The 24,384-nt window shown below is 55.8% G+C and carries 23 protein-coding genes and 1 riboswitch; of the genes, 12 read left to right on the top strand and 11 right to left on the bottom strand.

Annotation, left to right across the window (positions count from 1 at the left end; genetic code table 11):
- Positions 1-65: 65 nt before the first annotated feature.
- Positions 66-674 carry an undecaprenyl-diphosphate phosphatase gene (gene ybjG, locus AAIE02_RS10785; protein ID WP_166992884.1) on the bottom strand — a complete coding sequence of 203 codons (609 nt, stop codon included), beginning with the start codon at positions 672-674 and terminating at the stop codon, positions 66-68.
- Positions 671-1,393: a phosphatase PAP2 family protein gene (locus AAIE02_RS10780; protein ID WP_498532516.1), complete on the bottom strand. Its 723-nt coding sequence runs from the start codon at positions 1,391-1,393 to the stop codon at positions 671-673. The genes ybjG and AAIE02_RS10780 overlap by 4 nt, the downstream gene beginning before the upstream one ends.
- 193 nt (positions 1,394-1,586) lie before the next feature.
- On the opposite strand from AAIE02_RS10780, the gene AAIE02_RS10775 reads away from it, so the two are divergent.
- Entirely contained in the window at positions 1,587-2,819 is a 1,233-nt protein-coding gene (locus AAIE02_RS10775) for an MFS transporter (RefSeq protein ID WP_498532515.1), read from the top strand.
- Between the two features lie 37 nt (positions 2,820-2,856).
- On the opposite strand, the gene metG is transcribed toward AAIE02_RS10775, so the two are convergent.
- The gene (gene metG / locus AAIE02_RS10770; protein ID WP_312739295.1) at positions 2,857-4,893 is read right to left on the bottom strand and encodes a methionine--tRNA ligase; all 2,037 of its coding nucleotides are present in this window, start codon (positions 4,891-4,893) and stop codon (positions 2,857-2,859) included.
- 163 nt (positions 4,894-5,056) lie between these two features.
- Here metG and apbC point away from each other — a divergent pair, with 163 nt between their 5' ends.
- A complete protein-coding gene (apbC, locus tag AAIE02_RS10765) occupies positions 5,057-6,169 on the top strand; it encodes an iron-sulfur cluster carrier protein ApbC (protein WP_336817927.1) in 1,113 nt (370 codons plus the stop codon).
- A gap of 66 nt (positions 6,170-6,235) precedes the next feature.
- On the opposite strand, the gene AAIE02_RS10760 is transcribed toward apbC, so the two are convergent.
- Complete coding sequence (locus tag AAIE02_RS10760; RefSeq protein ID WP_008455191.1) at positions 6,236-6,661, bottom strand: GNAT family N-acetyltransferase; 426 nt, start codon at positions 6,659-6,661, stop codon at positions 6,236-6,238.
- 168 nt (positions 6,662-6,829) lie between these two features.
- Between AAIE02_RS10760 and AAIE02_RS10755 the strand changes: the two genes are divergently transcribed.
- Positions 6,830-7,303, top strand: coding sequence for a DUF1456 family protein (locus tag AAIE02_RS10755; RefSeq protein ID WP_166991130.1), 474 nt, complete (start codon positions 6,830-6,832; stop codon positions 7,301-7,303).
- Between the two features lie 68 nt (positions 7,304-7,371).
- Here the strand turns inward: AAIE02_RS10755 and AAIE02_RS10750 are convergent, their stop codons facing one another.
- Positions 7,372-8,301: a LysR family transcriptional regulator gene (locus AAIE02_RS10750; RefSeq protein WP_008455185.1), complete on the bottom strand. Its 930-nt coding sequence runs from the start codon at positions 8,299-8,301 to the stop codon at positions 7,372-7,374.
- Positions 8,302-8,372: 71 nt separating this feature from the next.
- Here AAIE02_RS10750 and AAIE02_RS10745 point away from each other — a divergent pair, with 71 nt between their 5' ends.
- From AAIE02_RS10745 to AAIE02_RS10735, 3 genes are all read left to right on the top strand, one after another.
- Entirely contained in the window at positions 8,373-9,374 is a 1,002-nt protein-coding gene (locus AAIE02_RS10745) for an aldo/keto reductase (protein ID WP_336981605.1), read from the top strand.
- Between the two features lie 69 nt (positions 9,375-9,443).
- Positions 9,444-10,667: an MFS transporter gene (locus tag AAIE02_RS10740; protein ID WP_498532514.1), complete on the top strand. Its 1,224-nt coding sequence runs from the start codon at positions 9,444-9,446 to the stop codon at positions 10,665-10,667.
- Positions 10,668-10,677: 10 nt separating this feature from the next.
- Positions 10,678-11,094 (top strand): GlcG/HbpS family heme-binding protein, encoded by a 417-nt coding sequence (locus AAIE02_RS10735; RefSeq protein WP_336707451.1) that lies wholly within the window; start codon positions 10,678-10,680, stop codon positions 11,092-11,094.
- Positions 11,095-11,134: 40 nt separating this feature from the next.
- Here the strand turns inward: AAIE02_RS10735 and AAIE02_RS10730 are convergent, their stop codons facing one another.
- Positions 11,135-12,148: a LacI family DNA-binding transcriptional regulator gene (locus AAIE02_RS10730; protein WP_442892262.1), complete on the bottom strand. Its 1,014-nt coding sequence runs from the start codon at positions 12,146-12,148 to the stop codon at positions 11,135-11,137.
- 201 nt (positions 12,149-12,349) lie between these two features.
- Here AAIE02_RS10730 and ascF point away from each other — a divergent pair, with 201 nt between their 5' ends.
- Together ascF and AAIE02_RS10720 are read left to right on the top strand one after the other, a co-directional pair.
- Positions 12,350-13,807 (top strand): PTS cellobiose/arbutin/salicin transporter subunit IIBC, encoded by a 1,458-nt coding sequence (ascF, locus tag AAIE02_RS10725; RefSeq protein WP_498532513.1) that lies wholly within the window; start codon positions 12,350-12,352, stop codon positions 13,805-13,807.
- Between the two features lie 12 nt (positions 13,808-13,819).
- Positions 13,820-15,250: a 6-phospho-beta-glucosidase gene (locus AAIE02_RS10720; RefSeq protein ID WP_498532512.1), complete on the top strand. Its 1,431-nt coding sequence runs from the start codon at positions 13,820-13,822 to the stop codon at positions 15,248-15,250.
- Positions 15,251-15,339: 89 nt separating this feature from the next.
- On the opposite strand, the gene AAIE02_RS10715 is transcribed toward AAIE02_RS10720, so the two are convergent.
- Complete coding sequence (locus AAIE02_RS10715) at positions 15,340-17,472, bottom strand: TonB-dependent receptor family protein (RefSeq protein WP_498532511.1); 2,133 nt, start codon at positions 17,470-17,472, stop codon at positions 15,340-15,342.
- A 190-nt stretch (positions 17,473-17,662) separates the two neighbouring features.
- The gene (locus AAIE02_RS10710; RefSeq protein WP_498532510.1) at positions 17,663-18,793 is read right to left on the bottom strand and encodes an ABC transporter substrate-binding protein; all 1,131 of its coding nucleotides are present in this window, start codon (positions 18,791-18,793) and stop codon (positions 17,663-17,665) included.
- 189 nt (positions 18,794-18,982) lie between these two features.
- Here AAIE02_RS10710 and hopBF1 point away from each other — a divergent pair, with 189 nt between their 5' ends.
- Both hopBF1 and AAIE02_RS10700 read left to right on the top strand, forming a co-directional pair.
- Entirely contained in the window at positions 18,983-19,594 is a 612-nt protein-coding gene (hopBF1, locus tag AAIE02_RS10705) for a T3SS effector protein kinase HopBF1 (RefSeq protein ID WP_008455173.1), read from the top strand.
- Positions 19,595-19,605: 11 nt separating this feature from the next.
- Entirely contained in the window at positions 19,606-20,061 is a 456-nt protein-coding gene (locus AAIE02_RS10700) for a GNAT family N-acetyltransferase (RefSeq protein WP_442892259.1), read from the top strand.
- On the opposite strand, the gene AAIE02_RS10695 is transcribed toward AAIE02_RS10700, so the two are convergent.
- Positions 20,048-20,983 (bottom strand): LysR family transcriptional regulator, encoded by a 936-nt coding sequence (locus tag AAIE02_RS10695; protein WP_008455169.1) that lies wholly within the window; start codon positions 20,981-20,983, stop codon positions 20,048-20,050. The genes AAIE02_RS10700 and AAIE02_RS10695 overlap by 14 nt on opposite strands.
- Before the next feature lie 255 nt (positions 20,984-21,238).
- Between AAIE02_RS10695 and AAIE02_RS10690 the strand changes: the two genes are divergently transcribed.
- Complete coding sequence (locus AAIE02_RS10690) at positions 21,239-21,850, top strand: FMN-dependent NADH-azoreductase (protein WP_205246341.1); 612 nt, start codon at positions 21,239-21,241, stop codon at positions 21,848-21,850.
- Between the two features lie 65 nt (positions 21,851-21,915).
- Here the strand turns inward: AAIE02_RS10690 and lpxO are convergent, their stop codons facing one another.
- Positions 21,916-22,818: a lipid A hydroxylase LpxO gene (gene lpxO, locus AAIE02_RS10685; protein WP_008455165.1), complete on the bottom strand. Its 903-nt coding sequence runs from the start codon at positions 22,816-22,818 to the stop codon at positions 21,916-21,918.
- A 137-nt stretch (positions 22,819-22,955) separates the two neighbouring features.
- Positions 22,956-23,882: a YadA C-terminal domain-containing protein gene (locus AAIE02_RS10680; protein WP_336981588.1), complete on the bottom strand. Its 927-nt coding sequence runs from the start codon at positions 23,880-23,882 to the stop codon at positions 22,956-22,958.
- 235 nt (positions 23,883-24,117) lie between these two features.
- On the opposite strand from AAIE02_RS10680, the gene AAIE02_RS10675 reads away from it, so the two are divergent.
- Positions 24,118-24,279, top strand: a complete 162-nt coding sequence (locus AAIE02_RS10675; RefSeq protein ID WP_336981586.1) for a hypothetical protein — start codon at positions 24,118-24,120, stop codon at positions 24,277-24,279.
- Positions 24,276-24,372: riboswitch (TPP riboswitch) on the top strand. It overlaps the preceding gene by 4 nt.
- Positions 24,373-24,384: the final 12 nt, after the last annotated feature.

Here is a 24,384-nt window from a genome sequence, read left to right as displayed (position 1 = left end):
CTGAACATTAAAAAGCCCCGCTAAGGCAGGGCTTTAGTTAATGCATATTACCTGTGGCGCACAGCTTAGTCACGCACCCAGCCTTTACGGATGGGGAGCGCGAAACAGTAGCGGTAAATCTGATGCAGACGCTGGTGGATTTGCGGCCCGCGCAGGTTCCAGACGATCTGCGACAGCAGACAGGCGCTCATGCCGACCAGCAGGCCGCCGAGCATGTCCAGCGGCCAGTGCACGCCGAGATAGACGCGGGACCAGGCAATCGCGCAGCCGATCGCAAACAGCATCACGCCCGACCAGATGCGGTGCCAGCACAAAAATGCCAGGGCGAAGGTGAAGATTACCGTGCCGTGGTCGCTCGGGAAAGAATCATCCGGCGCATGATGCAGGAAGTTGTAGCCCAGCCCGACCACAAAGGGGCGAGGGTGCGGGAACGCATGACCGATGATCCACGACAGCGCCACGCTAATCACCAGCGCCATGCCGGTTTTGATCACCACCTTGCGCTGGGCCGGCATTTGCTTACGCTGGCCCCACAGCCAGAGCGCGACGATCAGCAGCGGGACGATGCTGATCAGATCCCGGGCGAAGAAGATCGCCAGTTTTATCATCCACTCCGGTGATGACGGGGTGGCATTTATGAGCAAAAACAGATTCTGGTTGAGCGTTTCCATTATGACTTGTCCTGTGCTTTAACTGACCAGGTGGATATCGCGCCGTAAAGCACCACCTGGGTTAACCATACCCACCAACCTGCCCACAGGTTGTGGCTGAAAAAGTGCGCGCCGCGCATCACCTGGCCGTACCCCATTCCCAGGCCGAGAAAAACGCCAAGGCCGAGGAAAAACCACGCCAGACGCGGGCGTTCACGGTAAAACAAAAAAAACAGCGCCATAACGCCAAAGCCGCTGGAAGCATGGCCGCCGGGAAAACATCTTCCTGGCCCGCTGTCTGCCGGAGCGGGGCTGAAAAGCGGGTACGAGGCGGCATTCCCGCCGTACTCCACCAGGCTCCACGGGCAGGAGTGGTGGCTAAACCCTTTCAGGACGCCGACCGTTAATGCCCCAAGCCCGATGAGCAACGCCACTACGACCAGCCGTGGCTGACGACGCCAGAGTCCCCATAGCAGCGCGATAACCCCGCCTGCAATCACCAGGTCCTTTAACAGGCGGTGGTTGAGCAAATCCAGCCGCCGATCGTTTTGCAGCGGAAAACTGTGGCTGGCGGCATCAAACCAGAACCCGGTCAGCCAGCGATCCAGCTCTTCATTCCGGGAAAGCCAGCTAAAAACGGCAGCCAGTATTATCAGGATGCAAAGCTGGAAAAGATAGAAGCGGGACGGTAGTCGGTAAAGCAGTTTTGTCTTATTTACCGTTGGTTTAGGAAAACATTTCATCTTGTAGTTGGCGAAGACCGTACTGACCTTAAATGCATGGCAGCAGAATATTCATCACAGATTAAGAAATCCTTAATAGAATTGAGGTATAATGTGCGCGGCTTTACACCCCGTGCTATTTGTCAGCCGCTGACTACCGCTGGTACGGGCAATTGAATACACTCTGCGCGTTTCTTTATCTTCTGAGTTCCTAATGCAACATAATACGATAGCTAACAAAACGTTAGGCCGTCAGGCGCTGCTGTTCCCGCTCTGCCTGGTGCTCTACGAATTCTCAACTTACATCGGCAATGACATGATCCAGCCGGGCATGCTGGCCGTGGTGGATCAGTTCCAGGCGGGCGTGGAATGGGTGCCGACCTCAATGACGGCTTACCTGGCGGGCGGGATGTTCCTGCAGTGGCTGCTCGGGCCGCTCTCTGACCGTATTGGCCGCCGCCCGGTGATGCTGACCGGCGTAGTCTGGTTTATTGTCACCTGCCTTGCAACGCTGCTGGCCCAGGATATTCAGCAGTTCACCTTCCTGCGTTTCCTGCAGGGCGTCAGCCTGTGCTTTATTGGCGCGGTGGGCTACGCCGCTATTCAGGAATCGTTCGAAGAGTCGGTTTGCATCAAGATAACCGCGCTGATGGCTAACGTGGCGCTCATCGCGCCGCTGCTTGGGCCGCTGGTCGGCGCGGCGTGGATCCACGTCGCTCCGTGGGAAACGATGTTCGTGCTGTTTGCGCTGCTGGCCGCTATCTCTTTCTTTGGGCTGCACAGGGCGATGCCGGAAACCGCGACGCGTCTTGGCGAAAAGCTTTCGCTGAAAGAACTTGGGCATGACTACAAGCTGGTGCTGAAAAACCTGCGTTTTGTCTCGGGCGCGCTGGCTACGGGCTTTGTAAGCCTGCCGCTGCTGGCGTGGATTGCCCAGTCGCCGGTGATCATCATCAGCGGGGAGAATCTCAGCACTTATGAATACGGTCTGCTGCAGGTACCCATCTTTGGCGCGCTGATCCTCGGTAACCTGGTTCTGGCCAAACTGACGTCCCGGCGCAGCGTGCGCAGCCTGATCATCATGGGCGGCTGGTGGATTGTGCCGGGCCTGATTGTGGCGGCAGTGGCTACGGTGGTTTCTTCTCATGCTTATTTGTGGATGACCGCTGGCCTGAGTCTGTACGCCTTTGGCATCGGCCTGGCGAATGCGGGCCTGGTGCGCCTGACGTTGTTTGCCAGCGAGATGAGTAAAGGCACGGTGTCGGCGGCGATGGGCATGCTGCAAATGCTGATCTTTACCGTCGGTATTGAGCTGAGCAAGCACGCCTACCAGTTCGGCGGCAACGGTCTGTTCAGCCTGTTTAACCTGCTTGGCGGGGTGGTCTGGCTTGGCCTGATGGTGTTGTTCCTGAAGGATAAAACTGTCGGGCAGGCAAGAGACGCCTAATAAGAAAAAACCCCGGATTTCCGGGGTTTTTTATCGGTTACTTAACCGCCATGCCGGGCTGAGCACCGCTGTCCGGGCTCAGCAGGAAGATATCTTTCCCGCCAGGACCTGCAGCCATCACCATCCCCTCAGACACGCCAAAGCGCATCTTACGTGGAGCGAGGTTGGCCACCATCACGGTCAGGCGACCTTCCAGCTTAGACGGATCCGGGTAAGCGGTACGAATGCCGGAGAAGACGTTGCGTTTTTCGCCGCCGAGATCCAGCGTCAGGCGCAGCAGCTTGTCGGAGCCGTCCACGAATTCTGCTTTCTCAATCAGCGCAATACGCATATCCACTTTCGCGAAGTCATCAAAGGTGATGGTCTCCTGAATCGGATCGTCAGCCAGCGGGCCGGTTACCGGCGCCGCATTCAGCGCTTTCACTTCTTCTTTAGACGCTTCCACCAGGGCTTCCACCTGTTTGGTTTCGATGCGGTTATACAGCGCCTTGAAGCTGTTTACCTTGTGGTTCAGCAGCGGCGTAGCGATGCTGTCCCAGCTCAGTTCAGCATTCAGGAAGGCTTCTGTACGCTCGGTGAGCGACGGCAGAACCGGCTTCAGGTAGGTCATTAGCACACGGAACAGGTTGATGCCCATAGAGCAAATGGCCTGCAGATCGGCATCGCGACCTTCCTGCTTAGCCACCACCCACGGAGCCTGCTCGTCCACGTAGCGGTTAGCAATGTCCGCCAGCGCCATGATTTCGCGAATAGCACGGCCAAATTCGCGGCTGTCCCACGCTTCGCCGATGCTTTCTGCCGCGTCGGTGAAGGTTTTATACAGCTCTGCATCGGCAATCTCTGCGGCCAGCACGCCGTCAAAACGTTTGGCGATAAAGCCGGCGTTACGGGACGCCAGGTTAACCACTTTGTTGACGATGTCGCTGTTCACGCGCTGCACGAAGTCTTCCAGGTTCAGGTCGATATCGTCGATGCGGGAAGAGAGCTTCGCGGTGTAGTAGTAGCGCAGGCTGTCGGCATCAAAGTGGTTCAGCCAGGTGCTGGCTTTGATAAAGGTGCCGCGAGACTTGGACATCTTCGCGCCGTTAACCGTCACATAGCCGTGAACAAACAGGTTAGTTGGCTTGCGGAAGTTGCTGCCTTCCAGCATGGCCGGCCAGAACAGGCTGTGGAAGTACACGATGTCTTTGCCGATGAAATGATACAGCTCGGTCGTAGAATCTTTCTTCCAGTATTCGTCGAAGCTGGTGGTGTCGCCGCGCTTGTCGCACAGGTTCTTAAAGGAACCCATGTAGCCGATTGGCGCATCCAGCCAGACGTAGAAATATTTGCCCGGTGCGTTCGGAATTTCGAAGCCGAAGTATGGTGCATCGCGGGATATATCCCACTGCTGCAGGCCAGATTCGAACCACTCCTGCATCTTGTTCGCCACCTGCTCCTGCAGCGCGCCGCTGCGGGTCCACGCCTGCAGCATTTCGCTGAAGGAGGGCAGGTCGAAGAAGAAGTGCTCGGAATCACGCATTTCAGGCGTCGCGCCGGACACCACGGATTTTGGATCGATAAGCTCAGTTGGGCTGTAGGTGGAGCCGCACACTTCGCAGTTATCGCCGTACTGATCCGGGGCTTTACATTTCGGGCAGGTGCCTTTGACAAAACGGTCCGGCAGGAACATGCCTTTTTCCGGATCGTAGAGCTGAGAGATAGTGCGGTTTTTAATAAAACCGTTCTCTTTCAGGCGGCCATAAATCAGCTCCGACAGCTCGCGGTTTTCGTCGCTGTGGGTGGAATGATAGTTATCATAGCTGATGTTAAAGCCTGCAAAATCAGTCTGATGCTCCTGACTCATTTCGGCAATCATCTGCTCTGGGGTGATACCCAGCTGCTGCGCTTTCAGCATGATAGGCGTGCCGTGGGCGTCGTCTGCGCAGATGAAGTTAACCTCGTTGCCGCGCATTCGTTGGTAACGGACCCAGACATCAGCCTGAATATGCTCCAGCATGTGACCGAGGTGGATTGAGCCGTTTGCGTACGGCAGGGCGCACGTTACCAATATTTTCTTCGCGGGTTGAGTCATAGTGGGAATTGCATCTTCTGATTTTAAAAAAGGGGACTTGATATTACCGGATTGGCAATTGTTTAGTAACCCCAAAGCCCGCAATAACCGTATATGAATCGGTGGTGTGGTTTCTGGTATGCTTAGCGGATTGCAATGTCCGATAAAAACATAAGGAGTCGGGATGAATTCGCAATCCCCGTCCAGCAAGTCCCCGGAACAGCTACGCGCGATGGTTGCCGGGACCCTGGCTAATTTTCAGCACCCTACCTTGAAACACAACCTCACCGCGCTGAAAGCGCTGCACCATGTCGCCATGCTTGACGATACGCTGCACGTTGAGCTGCAGATGCCGTTCGCCTGGCAAAGCGGATTTGACGCCCTGAAAGAGACCTGCAGTTCAGACCTGCTGCGGATCACCGGCGCGAAAGCAGTAGACTGGAAGCTAGGCCATCACATCGCCACGCTGAAGCGAGTGAAAAACCAGCCCGGCATTAACGGCGTTAAAAATATTATTGCCGTCAGCTCCGGCAAAGGCGGGGTGGGGAAATCAACCACCGCGGTAAACATGGCGCTGGCGCTGGCGGCCGAAGGGGCCAAGGTCGGCATTCTGGATGCCGATATTTACGGCCCGTCGATCCCAACCATGCTGGGAGCTGAACACGAGCGCCCAACGTCCCCGGACGGCAAGCACATGGCGCCGATCGTGGCGCACGGCCTGGCAACTAACTCGATCGGTTACCTCGTCACCGACGAAAATGCCATGGTGTGGCGCGGCCCGATGGCCAGCAAAGCGCTGATGCAAATGCTGCAGGAAACCCTGTGGCCGGATCTGGACTACCTGGTGATCGATATGCCGCCGGGCACCGGTGACATTCAGCTGACGCTGGCGCAAAACATTCCGGTTACCGGGGCGATGGTCGTGACCACGCCGCAGGACATCGCGCTGATCGACGCCCGTAAAGGGATCGTGATGTTCGAGAAAGTTGAGGTGCCGGTGGTTGGCATTGTCGAGAATATGAGTATTCATATCTGCAGCAACTGCGGTCACCAGGAGCCGATTTTCGGCACCGGCGGCGCGGAGAAGCTGGCGCAGCAGTATCACACCACGCTGCTGGGGCAGTTGCCGCTGCACATTACCCTGCGTGAAGACCTCGACGCCGGTAAGCCGACGGTCATTAATCGCCCGGAAAGCGACATCACTACGCTGTACCGCGACCTGGCGGGGCGCGTGGCGGCCCAGCTCTACTGGAACGGAGACGTGATCCCTAGCGAGATCGCCTTCAGAGCGGTGTAAAAACTTAGCCGTAGCTCCGTTTCTTGTTTTTCCCTCTCCCTCTGGGAGAGGGCCGGGGTGAGGGAGCTACCTCAACACAAAATGCATCAAATAGTATTCACCGTCCGGCCCCTCTCCCGGAGCCTCAATATGCCAGCCGTTACGCCGATAAAACTCAATCGCGTGTTCATTTCTCGCCAGGCACTTTAGCGAACCCGTTGCGGTAAATTCACTCTGCACTTTCTTCAGCAGCGCCTTTCCCGCGCCCGTTCCCTGATGTTCCGGGCTGACGAACAGGTTATGCAGGAAGTTATCCTGCACCCAGACGGAAGCGAAGCCGATGCGGTGGCCGTTATCTTCGGCTACCCAGATGCGTTCATCCTGAGTGGCGCTGTCAAAGTCTTCGAGCTGCCAGGCGCTGCCGTCGAGCCAGGGCCAGGCTTTGCGGCGGGCGTGAAGGTAAAGGGTGCGTAAGAAGGGACGATCGGATTCTTGCCAAAGTCGTAGGATCAAATGATTGCCTTTTAGGATGAAAGTTAGCCCATTGAGTCTACCCTTAAGCCTGAAGAGTGCCAATTCACCGCCGGTAAATTTAGCTCCGGCGGACAAATCCGCGCGGTTTTTGTTACAACGCGTTCGCTTCTCTATATACTGCCCGCTTTTGAGCCCTGAGATTGCCCCATGTTGAATAATGACGTACTGCTTAGCGTTCGCTACATGCTGAACCTGAATAACGATGGAATCGTTAAGATCCTTGCCCTGACCGGCACCGACGTCCCTGCGGAACAGATTGCTCCGTGGTTAAAGAAAGAAGACGAAGAAGGCTTTAAAGCCTGCCCGGATCTGATCATGGCGAACTTTCTTAACGGTTTGATCTACTTCAAACGCGGCAAAGACGAAAGCAAGCCGGAGCCGAAGCTTGAGCGTCGGATGACCAACAACATTATTCTGAAAAAGCTGCGTATCGCCTTTGAGCTGAAGTCTGACGACGTGCTGGAGATCCTGACCGCCCAGCAGTTCCGCATTTCTATGCCGGAAATTACCGCCATGATGCGTAACCCGGATCATAAAAACTACCGCGAGTGCGGCGATCAGTTCCTGCGCTACTTCCTGCGTGGTCTGACTCAGCGCCTGAAGCCAGCGAAAGCGGAATAAGACGTTGGGCGGGTGAGCGCCTCTCACCCGCTTCATAACTAGTCGTTGTTTCTTCTACCCGATAAAAATCAGTACAGCGTGGCCTCCCGCATCATCTCGATAAGTCTCCGCAAGCCGGGATGGAGCTGCCTGCGGCTGGGGTAATACATCACCATCGGTTCATCTTCACACACCCACTCCGGAATAACCTGCACCAGCTGCCCGCTTTCCAGCAACGGCCGCACTCGCACATCCAGGCAATAAGCCAGCCCGAAGCCGTTCAGGGCGGTATCAATGATCATTTCGCTTTCATTGAGGATCAGCGAGCCGGGTACATCCAGCGCCAGCGCCTCTTTGCCCCGGTTAAGCTCCCATTTATACAGCGTGCCGTTGCCGAGCCGCATCCGGATGCACTGGTGCTGAAAGAGATCGTCCGGGTGGTTCAGTGGGAGGTGCGCGGTAGAGGTTAAATACTGCGGTGAGGCCACCACAATCCACCTAAGCTTACGCGTCACGGGCATCGCAATCATGTCTTTAGGGACGCTCTCCCCGTAGCGAATCCCGGCGTCGTAGCCGCTGCCGATAATATCAACCAGCGTGTTATCGACGGTAATCTCCATCTGCAGCCGGGGGTACATCGCCATAAATTTTGCCAGTACGGGCGCAAACAGCAGCTGGGCGGCGTCTCGCGGGATATTGATCCGCAGCCGTCCGACCGGGGATTCGCGGTAATGATCCAGCTCATCAAGCGCCATACGGATATGGGAAAACCCCGTTTCCAGATGCCCAAGCAGCGCTTCACCGGCGTCGGTAGGCACAACGGAGCGGCTGGTGCGGTTGAGCAGGCGCACCCCAAGTCGCTCCTCCAGCCCGCGCATCGTGTGGCTTAGCGCAGAGGTAGACACGCCCAGCTCAGAGGCGGCGAGGCGGAAGCTTTTCCGGCGGCAGATGGTCAAAAAAACGTTGAGATCGGCGAGTTCACCACGGACCGGAACCGGCATAAAAGGGGCCTCTGTCATCAAGGGTTCGTTGAAATTAATTCAACTTAACATGAGTTACAATTGGTTCACAGAACAGACAGGGGTAAATCATGGCAATCGAAACAATTCACATCGCGGGCATCTCTGAGCCCGTCAGCCGTATCGGCCTGGGCACGTGGGCCATTGGCGGCAGCATGTGGGGCGGCAGCCACGACGGGCAGTCGATAGCGACGCTGCACGAGGCGCTGGAGCGCGGCATCAACCTTATTGATACCGCGCCGGTGTACGGCTTTGGGCATTCCGAAGAGGTGGTGGGCAAAGCGCTGGTGGGCCGCCGGGACAAGGCGATTATTGCCACCAAAGTGGCGCTGGACTGGGACGACGCCGGGCGGGTGACGCGTAATTCCACGCCGCAGCGCATTCGTCAGGAAATTGAAGATTCGCTTCGCCGCCTGCAAACGGATTATATCGACCTGTACCAGGTACACTGGCCGGACGATTTAGTGGCGATAGACGAAACCGCGCGCGTGCTGGAAACGCTGCATCAGCAGGGGAAATTCCGCGCCCTCGGCGTCAGCAACTATTCCCCAGCGCAAATGGACAGATTCCGCAGCGCCGCGCCGCTGGCAACCATGCAGCCACCGCTCAACCTGTTTGAACGCGGCGCGACAGAAACGGACCTTCTGCCCTATGCGAAATACCATCAGATGGTGGTGCTGGCCTACGGCGCGATTTGCCGGGGCTTGCTGTCCGGTCGCATGACGCCGGAAACCGCGTTTGGCGAAGGCGACCTGCGCAGCTTTGATCCGAAATTCCAGCCGCCGCGCTTTGCGCAGTATCTGGGCGCAGTCGAAGCATTGAAAGCGTTTGCTGCAGAGCGTTACGGCAAGAGCGTGATGGCCCTGGCACTGCGCTGGGTGCTGGATGCCGGCCCAACCATTGCGCTGTGGGGCGCTCGTCGTCCTGAACAGCTCAACGGGGTGGAAGACGTGTCCGGCTGGACGTTGACCGCCGAAGACAAATGCGATATTGATCACATTTTAGCCAGGCATATTAGCACCCCGCTGGGGGCCGAATTTATGGCACCTCCGCACCGGAAAACATCGCTTTAGTTCTCTCCCGCGCCCCGCTGAATCGCGCCGGGGCGTATTTTGTTGTTCACCTGCACAAGTCAAAAAACTATGTCATCACTGAATGAACAAACCCTGGCACAGGGGGCCGAGACGGTTTCCCTGTCGCGAGCGGGGCTGCTAAAAGCGCTGTTCGCGCTCGGCATGGGCGGCTTCGCCATCGGTACCGGCGAATTCGTCATCATGGGACTGCTACCCGATGCCGCAAACGGGCTGCACGTTTCTATTCCTTCTGCAGGCCACCTGATCAGCATTTATGCGCTGGGCGTGGTGGTTGGCGCTCCGCTGCTGGCGGTGCTGGGTGCCCGCATGGCGAGGCGTGACTTTCTGATTGCCCTGATGGCGATGTTTGCCGTTGGCAACCTGTTGAGCGCTTTTGCACCAGGCTATTACTCCATGATGCTGGCGCGCTTCCTGGCCGGTTTCCCGCACGGCACGTTCTTTGGCGTCGCGGCTTTGCTGGCGGCAAGCCTTGTGGAGCGTTCGAAGCGGGCGCAGGCGGTGTCGATGGTGCTGCTCGGCCTGACGATAGCCAACTTACTGGGCGTGCCCGCCGTGGCGGCCATTGGGCAGCTATTCGGCTGGCGCAGCGCGTTTGCTATCGTGGGCGGGCTTGCCGTGCTGACGCTGATTCTGGTGTGGATCTGGGTACCGTGGCATGCCGGGGATAAAGACGCCAGCCCTCTGCGTGAGCTGACCGCGTTGACCCGCAAGCAGGTGCTGCTGACGCTGGCTATCGGCGCGATTGGCAGCGGCGGAATGTTCTCCGTCTTCAGCTACGTTAAGCCAACGATGCTGGAGCTGGCGCACCAGTCGGTAGGCATGATCCCGGTGATCCTGTCGATGTTCGGCCTGGGCATGATTGTCGGCAATATCGTCGGCGGCCGTCTGGCGGATCGCGGGCTGGAGAAAACCGTTCGCCTGCTGCTGATTTGGGCGATTCTGGTGCTCAGCGCTTACGTTTACACCTCGCACTATCCGTGGCTGGGCGCGGTCACCGTGATGCTGGTGGGCACAATGGTGTCGCTTTCTTCGGTGCTGCAAATTCGCCTGATGGACGTGGCCGGTGACGCGCAAACTATGGCGGCGGCGATGAACCACTCGGCGTTCAACATTGCCAACGCGTTAGGCGCCTGGCTTGGTGGGGTGACCATTTCCGCAGGCTTTGGCTGGGAGTCCACCGGCTGGGTTGGGGCAATTCTGGCGGTATTTGGCCTGCTGATCCACACCTGGGCGGTTATTGACGCCAAAAAACATCCGCCGTTAGCACATTGAGGTTTTCATCATGACAGTCAGTTTAGTGCTTGCAGAAGCGCTGATCGCCGGCGTCAAAACGGCGGTGGAGGCCCACAGCTTTCCTCCTGTTTCCGTGGTGGTGCTGGACAGCGGCGGCCACCTAACGGCCTTTGCCCGCATGGACGGGACATTCCTGGCCACCATTGATATCGCCATTCGCAAAGCGCGTACGGCGGTGCTGTTCCAGGCCAATAGCGAAGATGTCGGCGCTAATTTGCACCCGAACGGTCCGGCGTATTCGCTGGAGAACAGCAACGGTGGGCTGGTGGGCATTGACGGCGGTATCCCGCTGCGCAACGCGGAGGGCGCGGTTATTGGCGCGATTGGCGTGTCGGGTGCGACAAAAGAGCAGGATGGGCAAATCGCTGCCTTTGCCGTAGAAGCGGTGTTTGGCTGCCGAGCGTAATGACAGAAAAGGAGCGAAATTCGCTCCTTTTGCTTTTACCCTATTTTGGCTGAAAATACGGTCCTTTCGTCACAGAATCGCGCACGATCATCTCAGAACTGTACAAGTTATCCCGTGAGAAATAGCCTCCGTCCAGCATCGCCGTCAGGCGGTTAATCACTTCATGGATCATCTCGCTCACCGGCTCTTTCACGCTCGACAGCGGCGGGGTGAGAAAAGTCCCGGTCGGGACATTATCAAAGCCAATAACCGACACATCGCGCGGCACCGACAGGCCCGACTGGCCGAGTCTGCTGATAGCGCCGATAGCCATGTCATCGTTGCTGGCGACCAGGGCGCTAAAATCCTGTTTCGCTGAGAGCAGCGTTTCTACCGCCGCCGACCCGCTGACAGGCGTCCATTTTCCGGTGGCGATAAGCTCGTCCCGGACCGGCAGCCCGGCCTGCTCCAGCGCTTCGCGGTAGCCAGACAGACGCTCTCTCGCCGTGGGAGAGTCGAGGACGCCGGTGATAAAGGCGATATCCCGATGCCCCTGGTCAATCAGGTAGCGCGTGGCCTTGAAGCTGGAGCCTTTGTGATCGCAGCAAATGCAGTGGCTCTGGTGTTTACGCAGCTTGCGGTTCATCACCATGATCGGCTGCTTATGCTGCTCAATCAGCGCATCCATCTCATCCACGCTTAAAAAACGCGGGTAAATGATCACCGCGTCGCAGTGCAAATCGAGCAGAAACTGCACGGCAGCCTGCTCTTCCTGAGCGCTGTGTTTGCCGTCGACCAAAATCAGCTGCCGCCCGCTGGCTTCGAGCTTTAGCGCAGCCTGGGAAAGCAGTTCGCTAAAATAGTTCCCGCTGTACAACGTGTTGGTCACCACCAGGCCGATGTAGCCTGATTTGCTGGTCGCCAGATTGCGTGCCAGCAGATTAGGGCGATATCCCGTTTCCTGAATGGCCTGGTACACCTGCGTTTTAGTGGCCTCGCTCACGTAGCCCTTGCCCGACAACACGCGCGAAACGGTCGCCTTTGATACGCCTGCTTTTTTCGCCACTTCCTGCATCGTCGACATAAAGGCTTCTCGTAAGTTCGTCATTTCTGACCATTTTACACTTTTCGCGGCCAGGGCGCAGCGTAGCCTGTATTTCGATGTAAATCACAAAAATCGATCTCAATAAAAATAATCATTGTTATCTAATTTTCAACTACACATGATTATGTGGAACCGGTTACCTACAAAATCATAACAAGAGAGTTTCACCTCATGGCTAACAAGTACGAGGCAGTATCCCGACAGATTGTTGAGGCTTTAGGCGGCGCGGAAAACGTGGTGGCGGTAACCCATTGCATGACGCGGCTGCGCTTTGTATTACAGGACGATGCAAGGGTGGACATTGCCCGGCTGAAGGCCATTTCCGGCGTGCTGGGCGTGGTGAAAAACGACCAGCAATGTCAGGTCATTATCGGTAACACGGTGTCTCAGGCCTACGCTGAAGTGCTGAAACATCTCCCCGAAGGGGCTGGCGACAGGCCGCAGGCGGCAAAGGGCAAACTGACCCTGAAACGCATCGGCGCGGGCATCCTGGATGCGCTGATTGGCACCATGTCGCCGCTTATCCCGGCGATTATCGGCGGCTCGATGGTGAAGCTGCTGGCGATGATCCTCGCGATGACCGGAGTATTTGAAACGACCTCCTCGACGCTTACCATTCTTAACCTCATCGGCGACGGCGCTTTCTTTTTCCTGCCGGTGATGGTGGCGGCTTCTGCCGCCGTGAAATTTAAAACCAACATGTCGCTGGCGATTGCTATCGCCGGGGTGCTGGTACATCCGGCCTTTATTGACCTGATGGTGAAGGCGGCCCAGGGGCAGGCGGTTGATTTTATGGGCATACCCGTCACCGCCGTGAAATACACCTACACCGTGATCCCCGCGCTGGTGATGACCTGGCTGCTGTCGTACATCGAAAAAGGCGTGGATCGCATTACGCCAGCGGTGACCAAAAACTTCCTCAAGCCGATGCTGATTGTGCTGGTTTCCGCGCCGATAGCGATTTTACTGATTGGGCCGTTAGGTATCTGGATTGGCAGCGGGATCTCCTCGCTGGTGTACACCGTTCACGGTTATCTGGGCTGGCTTTCCGTCGCCATCATGGGGGCTATCTGGCCGCTGCTGGTGATGACCGGCATGCACCGCGTGTTTACGCCAACGATTATCCAGACCATCGCCGAAACAGGCAAAGAAGGCATGGTTATGCCGTCGGAAATTGGCGCTAACCTGTCCCTCGGCGGGTCGTCTTTGGCCGTCGCCTGGCGAACGAAAAACCCTGAACTGCGTCAGACGGCGCTTGCTGCCGCAGCCTCAGCAATCGTGGCTGGCATTTCAGAGCCTGCGCTTTACGGCGTCGCGGTGCGGCTGAAACGCCCGCTGGTTGCCTGCCTTATCAGCGGTTTTATTTGCGGTGCCGTCGCCGGTATTGGCGGGCTCGCCAGCCATTCCATGGCTTCACCGGGGCTGTTCACCAGCGTGCAGTTCTTCGATCCTGCCAACCCGATGAGCATCGTTTGGGTGGGGGCGGTGATGATTCTGGCCGTGGTGCTGTCGTTTATTACTACGCTTATTCTCGGCTTTGACGATATTCCCGTCGAGGAGCCGAAAGCCAAAGAGCAGGGCAGCAGCACGGCGTTTGTACGACCAGATAATGCAGTAAAAACACTTTAAGCAGAGGTAAGCATGGCTGAGACAGTTTTTCCAAAAGGATTTTTGTGGGGCGGCGCTATCGCGGCTAATCAGGCTGAGGGCGCGTACCAGGCCGGCGGCAAGGGGTTAAGCACCGTCGATATGATCCCCCATGGCGACAACCGCCTTGGGGTAAAGCTCGGGGTGGAAAAGCGGTTTGCGCTGCGCGACGATGAATTTTACCCGAGCCACGAGGCCATAGATTTTTACCATCGCTATAAAGACGACATCGCGCTGCTGGCAGAAATGGGCTTCACCGTTTTCCGAACCTCCATTGCGTGGAGCCGTATCTTCCCCAAAGGGGATGAAACGACGCCGAACCCGGAAGGGATCGCGTTCTACCGCGACCTGTTTGCCGAGTGCAAGAAATACAACATCGAACCGCTGGTAACGCTGTGTCACTTCGATGTGCCGATGCACCTGGTGCAGGAATACGGCTCATGGCGCAACCGTAAAATGGTGGAGTTTTTCAGCCGCTACGCGCGCACCTGCTTTGAGGCGTTCGACGGCCTGGTGAAATACTGGCTTACCTTCAATGAAATCAACATCATGTTGCACAGCCCGTTCTCTGGCGCGGGGCTGGTCTTTGAAGCAGGCGATAACAAAGAGCAGGTGATGTACCAGGCCGCGCACCACGAGCTGGTGGCCAGCGCGCTGGTCACTAAAATCGCCCATGAAGTTAACCCGGTAAATCAGGTTGGCTGCATGCTGGCGGGGGGGAACTTCTACCCGTACAGCTGCAAGCCGGAGGACGTTTGGGCGGCGCTCGAGAAAGACCGCGAGAATCTGTTTTTTATTGACGTGCAGGCGCGCGGCGCTTATCCCGCTTACGCGGCACGAATGTTCCGTGAGAAAGGGATTGAGATTGTCACCGAGCCTGGCGACGACGAGATCCTGAAGAACACCGTCGATTTTGTCTCCTTCAGCTATTACGCCTCGCGCTGCGCTTCGGCAGACATGAACGAGGGGAATACCAACCCGGCTAACATCATTAAATCGCTCAAGAATCCGCACATTACTTTCAGCCAGTGGGGCTGGGGCATCGACCCGCTCGGCCTGCGTATCACCATGAACATGATGTACGACCGCTACCAGAAACCGCTGTTCCTGGTAGAGAACGGGCTGGGCGCGAAGGACAAGGTGAATGCCGACGGGGAAATCAATGATGAGTACCGCATCAGCTATCTGCGGGAACACATTAAAGCTATGGGTGAGGCAATTGAGGACGGTATTCCGGTCATGGGCTACACCTCGTGGGGCTGCATTGACCTGGTGTCAGCGTCAACCGGTGAGATGAGCAAACGCTACGGCTTTGTGTATGTCGATCGTGATGATGAAGGGCAGGGAACGCTGGCGCGCACGCCGAAGAAGTCGTTCTACTGGTATAAGAAGGTGATTGCCAGTAACGGCGGGGATCTGGCGTAATTTTCCCCTCTCTCTCCCCAGAAGGCAGGGGAGAAATACCGTTTTATCCCCTCTCCCTTTTAGGGAGAGGGTTAGGGTGAGGGGCGTTATCAGAACGCCATCGAAGCCTGTACGAAGTAGGTACGCGGCTCACCTACGTATTTCCCGGAGTTATTGTCATTCGAACGCGTGTAATAACGCTGATCGAACAGGTTTTTAATCCCGGCACCCAGCTTCAGGTGAGACAGCGACGGCCCAAAGTCGTACTCGCCGCGCATATTCCACACCATATAGCCTGCGATATTACCAAACTGCCCGTCCGCGCTTTCGTCGGTGATGTAGTTCGGCCCGGTACCCGGAGAGCTCTGTTTAGACTGTGCAAAACTGTCCAGATTCCATACCCAGTTACCGGTCGCGTAGCGGGTGCCCACGGTGTACACCTGGCGAGAGTAGAACGGCAGATCTTTCCCGGCGAAGTCCCCTTTGTCACTGGTGGCTTTGGTGTAGGTGTACGTGGTGTAAACGCTCACGCCGTCCAGTGCGCGGTCGACTTCGCTTAGATCGTAATTTAGCGCCAGTTCAAGGCCCTGGTGTTTGGTTGCACCGAGGTTCGTCCAGCCCACAATGTTGTTGATGTACTGCAGCTGATCGTCGAAGTCGATGTAGAACAGCGTCGCTTCAGCCTTCAGCGCGGTGTCGTCATAACGGGTACCGAACTCATAGGTATGCGCTTTTTCCGGGGTCAGGCCGGCTGCCGGCTGATTGCCGCTGCCGCCGCGGGTCAGCTGGAAGTACTGCATACTGCCGAAGGAGGTGCTGGCGTTGGCGAACAGTTTCCAGGCATCAGACATATGGTACATCACGCTGATAGAAGGCAGCGGCTGGCTGTAGGTCTTCTCGCGATCGATGTTCTGGAAGGAGTCGCTGGTGTGCGTTTTGATGCTTTCATAGCGCAGACCCGGCGTAATCGTCCAGTCGCTGACGTTGATGGCATCATCAATATAGAAAGCGTTCGCTGCAGTACCGCCCGAGCTGTGCTGGTAGTACTCGGTCATGTCCGGTTTGGTGAAGGTTGTCGCAGGATCATACGCTTTTGGCGTGCGGTAACCTTTCTCGTCCGACGTTTCGTTTAGGTAGCGGTAGCCCAGGGTGACTTCATGAGACATATCCCAGAAGCGGAACAGCTGGGAATAGGTTGGCTCAATCGCCCAGGTGGAGTAGTTGCGAGGCGCTGAGTTCAGGGTACGTTTGTTGCCCTTGAAATACTCCAGATCGCTGCTGCGGTAGCTGTCGGTGAAGTAGGTCAGGACTTCCAGCTTTTTATCGTCTTCTGTGTGCTTATATTTGAAGGACATGTCCTTGCGGCGGCCTTCAAAGCTGTCCCAGCGGCGGTCCGACTGGAACGGATCTTTTGCATACTGTGCGGTCGTCAGGCCGCCTGGCATACCTGACTGGGCTTCGTAATAGTGGAAGTTAGCCTGCAGCTCATCGCGATCGGTGAAGTTGTACTTGGTCTTCAGCATGAAATCGTCGATGTCGGTATTGTCGTTGCTTTCACGGTAGCCCTGGCCGTGCAGGCCGGAGTAGAGCAGTTCTGCACCAAAGCCGTTATCGGACGTGCCGCCCACGGACGCGCTGGTCAGCGTTTTCAGGCCACCGTGGCTGGCGCCCTGGGTCTGCGCGCTGACGGTACCGCCAAACTCTTTTGGAATGTCGCGCGTAACAAAGTTAATCACGCCGCCAACGTTTTGCGGCCCATAACGCACTGCGCCGCCGCCGCGAACCACGTCCACGGACTGAATGTTGCCCATGCCCAGCGGCGCCATGGAAAGCTGTGGCTGGCCGTAAGGGGCAACCGCGAGCGGCACGCCGTCCATCAGGATGGTTGAACGTGGGGACAGGCGAGAAGTCAGGCCGCGCACGCCAACGTTAAGGGAAATGTCGCTGCCGCCGGTGCCGTTGCTGTCACGCACCTGCACGCCCGGAATGCCTTTTAGCGCATCGGCTAGCGTCTCTGAACCTTGCTCACGAAGCTGCTGATCTGTAACGATCGAGCGTGCGCCGGGGTGGTTAAGCAGCACGGTGCTGGTGTCTGGATTATCGAGCCAGTTGCCGACGACGGTAATGTCGTCAGCTTTTTTATCTGCGGGAGCTTTATCTGTTTGTGTGTTATCAGCGGCGAGCGCTGGCAGCGCAAATGCTATCGCGCTTGCCAGGAGAGAGACACGAAAAAGGGGGCGCATCATCATTCCTATAGAATTATGGGTTTGTCGTTATGAGTTTTTTTGGAAATGACAATCTTAATGATAATTATTTTCAAGTAAATAGTTTTGTTGCGGAATAATTCGGGATAAGGCGAAAAGTAAGCAAAAAAAACCGAGTGGTTGGATGACCGCTCGGCAGTACAGATGAACAGACCGGGAATTCAGGCTGTTAAGGGGTAACCCAGAACACGCCGCTGTAATCCAGGGCGGTAAACTGCTTGTGAGCTTGCTCGATGTCGGCCTGTGGATCGATGTCTTTGAACAAATCCGGGTGCAGGAACTTAGCGATGGTTTCCACCGCAATATAGTTCAGCGGAGAGTCGTAGAATTGATGGTAAATCGCCATCACGCGCTTCTCTTTCACCGCCGTGAGCACGTTAATGCCGGTCCGGCTCATCAGCCCTTTGAGCTTCTGTTCGGCCACGGCTTTATCGGCCATATAGCCCAGCGGCACGGCTTTTGGCGAACGGTTGCCGCGGTTCCAGTCGGCACCCGTCATCAGGTAAAAGTCCGGGTTGCTGGTGATCACCTGCTCGGTATTCACCTGGCCGCTCATTTCAGGGAACAGCTTGCTGCCAATATTGTTGCCACCGGCGGTATCAATAAACTGGCCGTAGCTGCCCTTGCCGAAAGTCTGGCAACATTCGTCGCCGCGAATGCCCGCCGCGCGTTCAATAAACACGCTCGGGCGCTGCTCAGGTTTCAGCGTCGCCACGCGCTCGCGCACCAGGTTCATCCTCTGCTGGTAGTGTTGAATAAAGGCGTCTGCGTTTTTCTGCTCATCAAACACTTTGCCGAGTAACTCAATGCTGGGCAAAGTGTTGGTCAGCGGCTGCTGGCGGAAGTCGATAATCAGCACCGGAATACCCACTTTTTCCAGCTGGCTCAGCACGCCGCTGTTCTTCAGTTTGGCCAGCACGCCGATGTCAAAAATAATCAGATCCGGCTGTAAGGTGACCGCTTTTTCAACGCTGAAATCCGTGTAGTACGGATTTTCAAACATCGTGATTTTGCTTACCTGGGGGAATTTTCGCGCATAGGCGTCCGCCAGATCGGGCGCTTTGGTCTTCAGCGAGTTATCCCAGGCAATGATGTTTTCCAGCGGATCCTTCGGGTGAATAATATTCAGCGCCAGCAGGGCGCGCGCATCGGCCAGCATCACGCGCTTTGCCGGATGGTGCAGCGTCACTTCCCGGCCCGCTACGTCGGTAACAACAATCGGGGCGGCCTGGGTGGCGAAGCTCAGCAGGGCAACGGCGGCGAGCAGCCAGCGAGCTTTGGCGGTAAACACTGTGAACATGGATGACCTTCAGAACGGGAAAATTTAGGAAGGGAATGATAATCGATCTCATAGCGTTTGGAATGGGGACGCGGGAATTTTTCTGGTTACGAAAGATGCCAGGGCGAGGCTGACGGGAACCTGTCGTCTGCTTTGGCCACTCAAGGGCTTTACTGAACCGTGGTGTTGAACCACACAGGAGAGTCCATCGTGTATAGCGTTTCAAACAATGCAGCCCAGGGGCGGCACTTTCATACGTCTAATGTACAGACACCGGCCACGGCGTTTCAGGATGTACCGTCGCTGGGGCAGAAAATTGGCGCAGGCAGTCAAAAAGATGTTTTTCACTCACGACAGGATCCGCGCAAGTGCCTGTGCCTGTTCAGACCCGGCACCACCGGCACCATTTCAGCGGAACAGTACGCTTTAAAAGAGCTGGAAACGACCAAACAGCTTAAGCATCTCGGTTTTCCCGTGGTGGACGCTCATGCATTGATTAAACATGGCGGTCACGTGGGCGTGGAGAAAGACTACATTCACAACGCTTTTGATTCCGAAGATATCGTGAATAATAAGAAAAGCCTGCCGGACGATAAGAAATTCAATCAAAACGTCCTGGCCGACTGTAACGCCATTATTAACAAGCTGAAAAATCATGAATTGCACATCGACGATCTGCAATTCTTAGTCGACAGCCATGGCCGCGTGCTGATTAACGATCCGCGCGATGTGATTCGCTCCTCGCCGGAGAAAAGCATCAGTAAAGTTAACGAGCTGCGGGCTCATGCTTTAAATAACCTGCTGGATATTGATAGCGACTAGCAGTGGGATTAATGGGAGGGATAACCGTGCTGCGGATAATGTTGGTGACGCCGGATAACAAAGGCTTTGCCTCACTCAAAGCGCAAAGCGTTGAGGAACAGTACAATATGCTGCGCCGGCTTGAAGCCAACTGGCTTAGCGGAGAAAACCGTTTTGACTTGCCCGGAGAAAAACTACTGGGTGTCTTTGCCCGTGAGGAACTGGTCGGCATTGGCGGGCTTAATCGCGACCCGTTTTCAGCAGACGAACGCGCGGGGCGTATTCGACACCTGTACCTTAGCCCGGCCTGGCGGGGAAAAGGAGCAGGGCAGCAACTGCTGCAGGCCCTGGTTGCCGGCGGAGACCACTGGTTTGATTTTTATAACACCCATGCTCCCGAACACGCCTTTCGCTTTTATGAAGCCGCCGGGTTTCAGGCCGTTTCCGGTGAGGAGAGGGTGACTCACCGGTTACTTACTCGCCGCTAGTTTTGGGCGAACTGGCGGCCAGTTTTGCCGGGCAGAGGTTTTTAAGCCGTTCAATCAGCCAGCGTCCGGCCGGGCCGGGCGGGGAGGCAATCGGGTAGACGCCAAACATCGGCAGTGCGAGCCCTGCCGGCGGAACATCCTCAATGTTCAGCCGCACCAGCCGCCCCTCGCGAATATCTCGTTCGACAACGTGTGACGGCATGCTGCCCCAGCCGAGGCCATCGAGCAAAAAGGCGTGTTTGGCCAGCAGATCGCCCAGCCGCCAGGTGGAAGGTGACATTACGCCAAACTCTTTCCCTTTGGAAAGCTCCGAGCGGTCGGTCAGCACCAGCTGAACGTGTTTGGTCAGTTCGGACTTTGGAATGATGCCTTCGAACTGCGCCAGCGGGTGATCGGGCGCGGCTACCATCACCAGCGAAACGCCGGTCAGACGCTCCCCGGTCAGCGAGGCCGGCATATCCGGCAGTGAGCCCAGAATACCAATCCCCGCGCTGCCGTTAAGCACCGGTTTGTAGCCCCCACCCAGCGCCTCTACAAACAGACGCAGCGGCGTGCCGGGAAACTGTTCGCGGAAGGCTTTGGCCGCCGAAGTCATCGCCTCCAGCGGGAAGAAAACGTCCACCACCACCGAAAGTTCAGATTCCAGCCCCGACGACATACCGCGCGCTCTCGCCTTCATAAAATCGACGCCAGAAACAATGCAGCGGGCGTCGATCAGCAGCACTTCACCTTCTGGCGTTAGCTTTGGATAGCGGCCGGAACGGTCGAACAGCTGCACGCCGATCTGGGCTTCCAGCCCCTTAATCAAATCGCTGATCACCGACTGGGCGCGGTACATCTTGCGAGCAGCCGCAGAGAAGCTGCCTTCGTCGACGGCGGCAATAAACGTGCGAAGTTGGTCCAGCGAAATACCGTCCAGCATTGTGGTTCCTGCCTGGCTGTCAAGGGATGAAGCGCAATATAGCCCTTCGGCATGGGTTTGTCATTGGCGATGATGTATCGGATATGACGATGGATTGCATCGAAATATAACGGCTATTCGGGTGGGAGAGGCGGTGGCATAGTGGCTGCCATGTTCAGCGAATCTTAAAGATTGAGCACACCTATGTTAACGGCTCTAAAAAAACTCTTAACGCGCTTATCCCCTAAATCAGACTCCATTTCAGAGGCTAAAACGATGTCGACTATCCTGCATATTGATACCAGTGTTCTGGGCGGTTATTCCGTCAGCCGCCAGCTGTCGGCGGAGATTGTTGCCCGCCAGAAAACGCTGCACCCCGGTGCCACCGTGATTTACCGCGACCTGGTGCAGTCCCCGGCTCAGCACCTGTCCGACAAGCACATTGCCGCTTTCCAGGGCGCGGAAGTGACCGACGCTGAGCTGGGCGCAGACCTCGCGGCCGGTGGGGCGTTTATTGACGACCTGTTCGCCGCAGACGTGATTGTCATTGGCGTGCCGATGTACAACTTTTCTATTCCATCCCAGCTTAAGGCGTGGATCGACCGAGTTTGTGTGGCTGGACGCACCTTCCAGTACGGCGCCAACGGCCCGGAAGGCCTGCTGCCAAAAGGCAAAAAAGTGTTTATCGCTTCTTCGCGCGGCGGCCAGTACACCGGCGACAGCCCGGCGGCATTCCTGGAGCATCAGGAATCCTATTTGAAAGCGGTACTGGGCTTCATTGGCCTGACCGATGTGACCATTATTCGCGCAGAAAACCTGAGCCGTGGCGACGAAGCGAAAAGCGCCGCACTCGCCGATGCGAAAAACCAGATTGCGTCACTGGCCTGATTACGGATAACGAATAACGAGCCCTGGCTATTACTGCAAAGGCTCGTTTATTTCGCGGAAGTGAACTAAAACGCCCGCCAGATAAGCACGGCAATCCCGCCAAACAGGATCCATTTCACGATGTAATACACCGTTTTATTCCAGCTTTTTAACTTCTTGCCGACGATACGAATCTGATAGATGTAGCGGAAAGCGCGGTTGATCCCACCGATGCGGTCGTTTTCATCGTTAGGTGCCGACGCGGCGCTCATCAGGTTGCGCCCCAGCCAGTGGTTAACCGCCTGAGCCCAGCGGTAGCGCATCGGTCTTTCCACGTCGCAGAACAGAATCAGGCGATTTTCGCCGCTGGTGTTTTCCGCGTAGTGAATATAGGTTTCATCGAACAGCACGCCTTCACCGTCCCGCCAGCTATAGCGCTTCCCGTCCACTTCAATAAAGCAGCGATCGTCATTCGGGGTCGCAAGTCCAAGGTGAAAACGCAGCGAACCGGCGTACGGATCCCGGTGCCTCGGCAGGCGGCTGCCGTCGGGCAGGGTGGCGAACATCGCAGCTTTGATGGAAGGAATGGTGCGCAGCAGTTCGGTGGTTTTCGGGCACAGTATGCTGGCCGACGGGTGGGCGTTTTCATACCATTTCAGGTAAAAGCGCTTCCAGCCTGTTTTAAAGAAGGAGTTGAAACCGGCGTCGTTAAATTTATCCGCGGCTTTTATCTGCTCCATTTGTTGCAGATGCATACCTTCGTCGCGAATCACTTCCCAGTTTTCCCGCAGCGTTGTCAGCTCGGGAAAGGTTTCCGGTGTTAAATAGGGCGTATTCGGCACCCTAGAGAAAAGATACATAAAACCGTTAAGCGGGGCGGTAAACGTGGAATGGTCCGACAGCTGCCGCCAGAAACGAAAGCGAATCTTGCCGCGATAATGCACATAGACCACTGAAATAATAATGATGAGTAAAATAATATATTTCATGTTGTTATCTGACCACTGTGTTTTTTTGCTCATTCCCTGCCGGGCCAAAGCCCCGACTGCCCAAAATGCGCCTTTGAAAAGGCGCTGAAATAGAGCATAGCAGTGGTTTTAACGAAGTAAATGTTGCCTGGGAAAACTTACCAGCCTACAGATAACCCCGCGCCGTAACCCATATTGTTTTCTGTATCATCACTGACGGTGGCTTTCACAACAACAGCATTTCCGATACGTGTAGAGGCGCCCACGGCTAAAGCATTTTCACCTTCATAGCCGCCAATCCCTGCCCCTATAGCCACGGTTTGATTATTCATCACCTGCGGTATATTGCTCATTGCCATCGCGCCAGAGATACCCGCGTTGGCCTCTTTTTGATTATTGTTAACTTCGTCTTTTAATGCAGAAAATGCATTATTTAATTTGTCTATCGATAGGCTGTTGGCCTGAATCAGGCGGGTATTATTTTCTGCATGTCCCGTATTTAAAGAAATATTGTTAGCGTTAGTGGATACGCGTGCCTGCGTTGCCGTATCAAGTTTCGTTTCGGTGGTTATCAGGCCATTTTTGCCATTTGTTCCGTTTTTACCATCAGCGCCGTTTTTAACCTGAGACTGGACATATTCGATCATCGCTTTATCTTTGGCTGCCTGGTGGTCGGCATCTGTCTCCGGGCTGTCCAGGTGTGAACTTTTATCGGCTGTGGACGGTACAACCGGATCCATAATTATCGCCGTTGAAGGGGTAAGCGTGCTGGCGACGATTGAGTGGGGAGCATCGGGATGCGGCGGAACGGGCTCTGAATGATTCCCGTCCATATGCGGGGTCGTCACCGTCCCACTCACAAAATCGCTGGTATAGTTTGTCTGATGGACGCGATCGTAATCCCGTACAGCCTGCTGCTGCGACGCATCCATACTTTCAAAACAGGCCTTTGCTTCCTGCCAGGTAATAGATTTATTCACCATATTATTATAGAAGTCGCTTACCACATCAGCCCTGGCTGAAGTCGAAAGGACCAAAATACCAAACACCAAAGCCATTGATTGACCAAAGTTAAAGGATTTCATTTTTCTCTCACCATAAATAAATTGAACGTTCCAATGCATTATTGAGTGCACTAATAACGGCGATGAACTATCCCGAAATGTGACAATGCAATCCTTGATCTAAATCATAAGAAAATTCTTAGTGGAGAGTGTTTAAAAGCGATAAAACAGGCCGTTCACATTCATTATTTGCGCTGGTGCCAGGCTGCTCACACCGCTGTTACAATCGGGGTGAAAAGGGGTAAGGCGCTTACGTTTGAAAGTGCAGTTACTCGCGGGCCGCTTGATGGCAGAAGAGCGTGGAGCGGCTAAATTTGACGGGATGATGACCGTTTTTGCCGTTTACAAGACTTCCCGCTGGCATTACCATCCTCTGCACGGATTAATGACCTGCATTAATCACAACATATTGCTGTAAATGACTCGGGGTGCCCTTCTTTGTGAAGGCTGAGAAATACCCGTACCACCTGATCTGGATAATGCCAGCGTAGGGAAGTCAGATGCCTGTCCGGCGTCCCTTCTT

Source organism: Cedecea sp. Ae19-4, from assembly GCF_059801165.1.
Note: the sequence above shows the minus strand (reverse complement) of the source record. Positions and strands in the feature narration are given on the sequence as shown.

What these genes read in the sequence shown, in the direction of transcription:
- AAIE02_RS10690 (WP_205246341.1), top strand. Translation starts at nt 21,239, where the DNA reads ATGTCGACTATCCTGCATATTGATACCAGTGTTCTGGGCGGTTATTCC.
- AAIE02_RS10730 (WP_442892262.1), bottom strand. Translation starts at nt 12,148, where the DNA reads ATGCAGGAAGTGGCGAAAAAAGCAGGCGTATCAAAGGCGACCGTTTCG.
- AAIE02_RS10710 (WP_498532510.1), bottom strand. Translation starts at nt 18,793, where the DNA reads ATGTTCACAGTGTTTACCGCCAAAGCTCGCTGGCTGCTCGCCGCCGTT.
- AAIE02_RS10745 (WP_336981605.1), top strand. Translation starts at nt 8,373, where the DNA reads ATGGCAATCGAAACAATTCACATCGCGGGCATCTCTGAGCCCGTCAGC.
- apbC (WP_336817927.1), top strand. Translation starts at nt 5,057, where the DNA reads ATGAATTCGCAATCCCCGTCCAGCAAGTCCCCGGAACAGCTACGCGCG.
- AAIE02_RS10720 (WP_498532512.1), top strand. Translation starts at nt 13,820, where the DNA reads ATGGCTGAGACAGTTTTTCCAAAAGGATTTTTGTGGGGCGGCGCTATC.
- AAIE02_RS10695 (WP_008455169.1), bottom strand. Translation starts at nt 20,983, where the DNA reads ATGCTGGACGGTATTTCGCTGGACCAACTTCGCACGTTTATTGCCGCC.
- AAIE02_RS10740 (WP_498532514.1), top strand. Translation starts at nt 9,444, where the DNA reads ATGTCATCACTGAATGAACAAACCCTGGCACAGGGGGCCGAGACGGTT.
- ascF (WP_498532513.1), top strand. Translation starts at nt 12,350, where the DNA reads ATGGCTAACAAGTACGAGGCAGTATCCCGACAGATTGTTGAGGCTTTA.
- AAIE02_RS10700 (WP_442892259.1), top strand. Translation starts at nt 19,606, where the DNA reads ATGGGAGGGATAACCGTGCTGCGGATAATGTTGGTGACGCCGGATAAC.
- AAIE02_RS10715 (WP_498532511.1), bottom strand. Translation starts at nt 17,472, where the DNA reads ATGCGCCCCCTTTTTCGTGTCTCTCTCCTGGCAAGCGCGATAGCATTT.
- AAIE02_RS10750 (WP_008455185.1), bottom strand. Translation starts at nt 8,301, where the DNA reads ATGACAGAGGCCCCTTTTATGCCGGTTCCGGTCCGTGGTGAACTCGCC.
- metG (WP_312739295.1), bottom strand. Translation starts at nt 4,893, where the DNA reads ATGACTCAACCCGCGAAGAAAATATTGGTAACGTGCGCCCTGCCGTAC.
- lpxO (WP_008455165.1), bottom strand. Translation starts at nt 22,818, where the DNA reads ATGAAATATATTATTTTACTCATCATTATTATTTCAGTGGTCTATGTG.
- AAIE02_RS10735 (WP_336707451.1), top strand. Translation starts at nt 10,678, where the DNA reads ATGACAGTCAGTTTAGTGCTTGCAGAAGCGCTGATCGCCGGCGTCAAA.
- AAIE02_RS10780 (WP_498532516.1), bottom strand. Translation starts at nt 1,393, where the DNA reads ATGAAATGTTTTCCTAAACCAACGGTAAATAAGACAAAACTGCTTTAC.
- AAIE02_RS10775 (WP_498532515.1), top strand. Translation starts at nt 1,587, where the DNA reads ATGCAACATAATACGATAGCTAACAAAACGTTAGGCCGTCAGGCGCTG.
- AAIE02_RS10680 (WP_336981588.1), bottom strand. Translation starts at nt 23,882, where the DNA reads ATGAAATCCTTTAACTTTGGTCAATCAATGGCTTTGGTGTTTGGTATT.
- AAIE02_RS10755 (WP_166991130.1), top strand. Translation starts at nt 6,830, where the DNA reads ATGTTGAATAATGACGTACTGCTTAGCGTTCGCTACATGCTGAACCTG.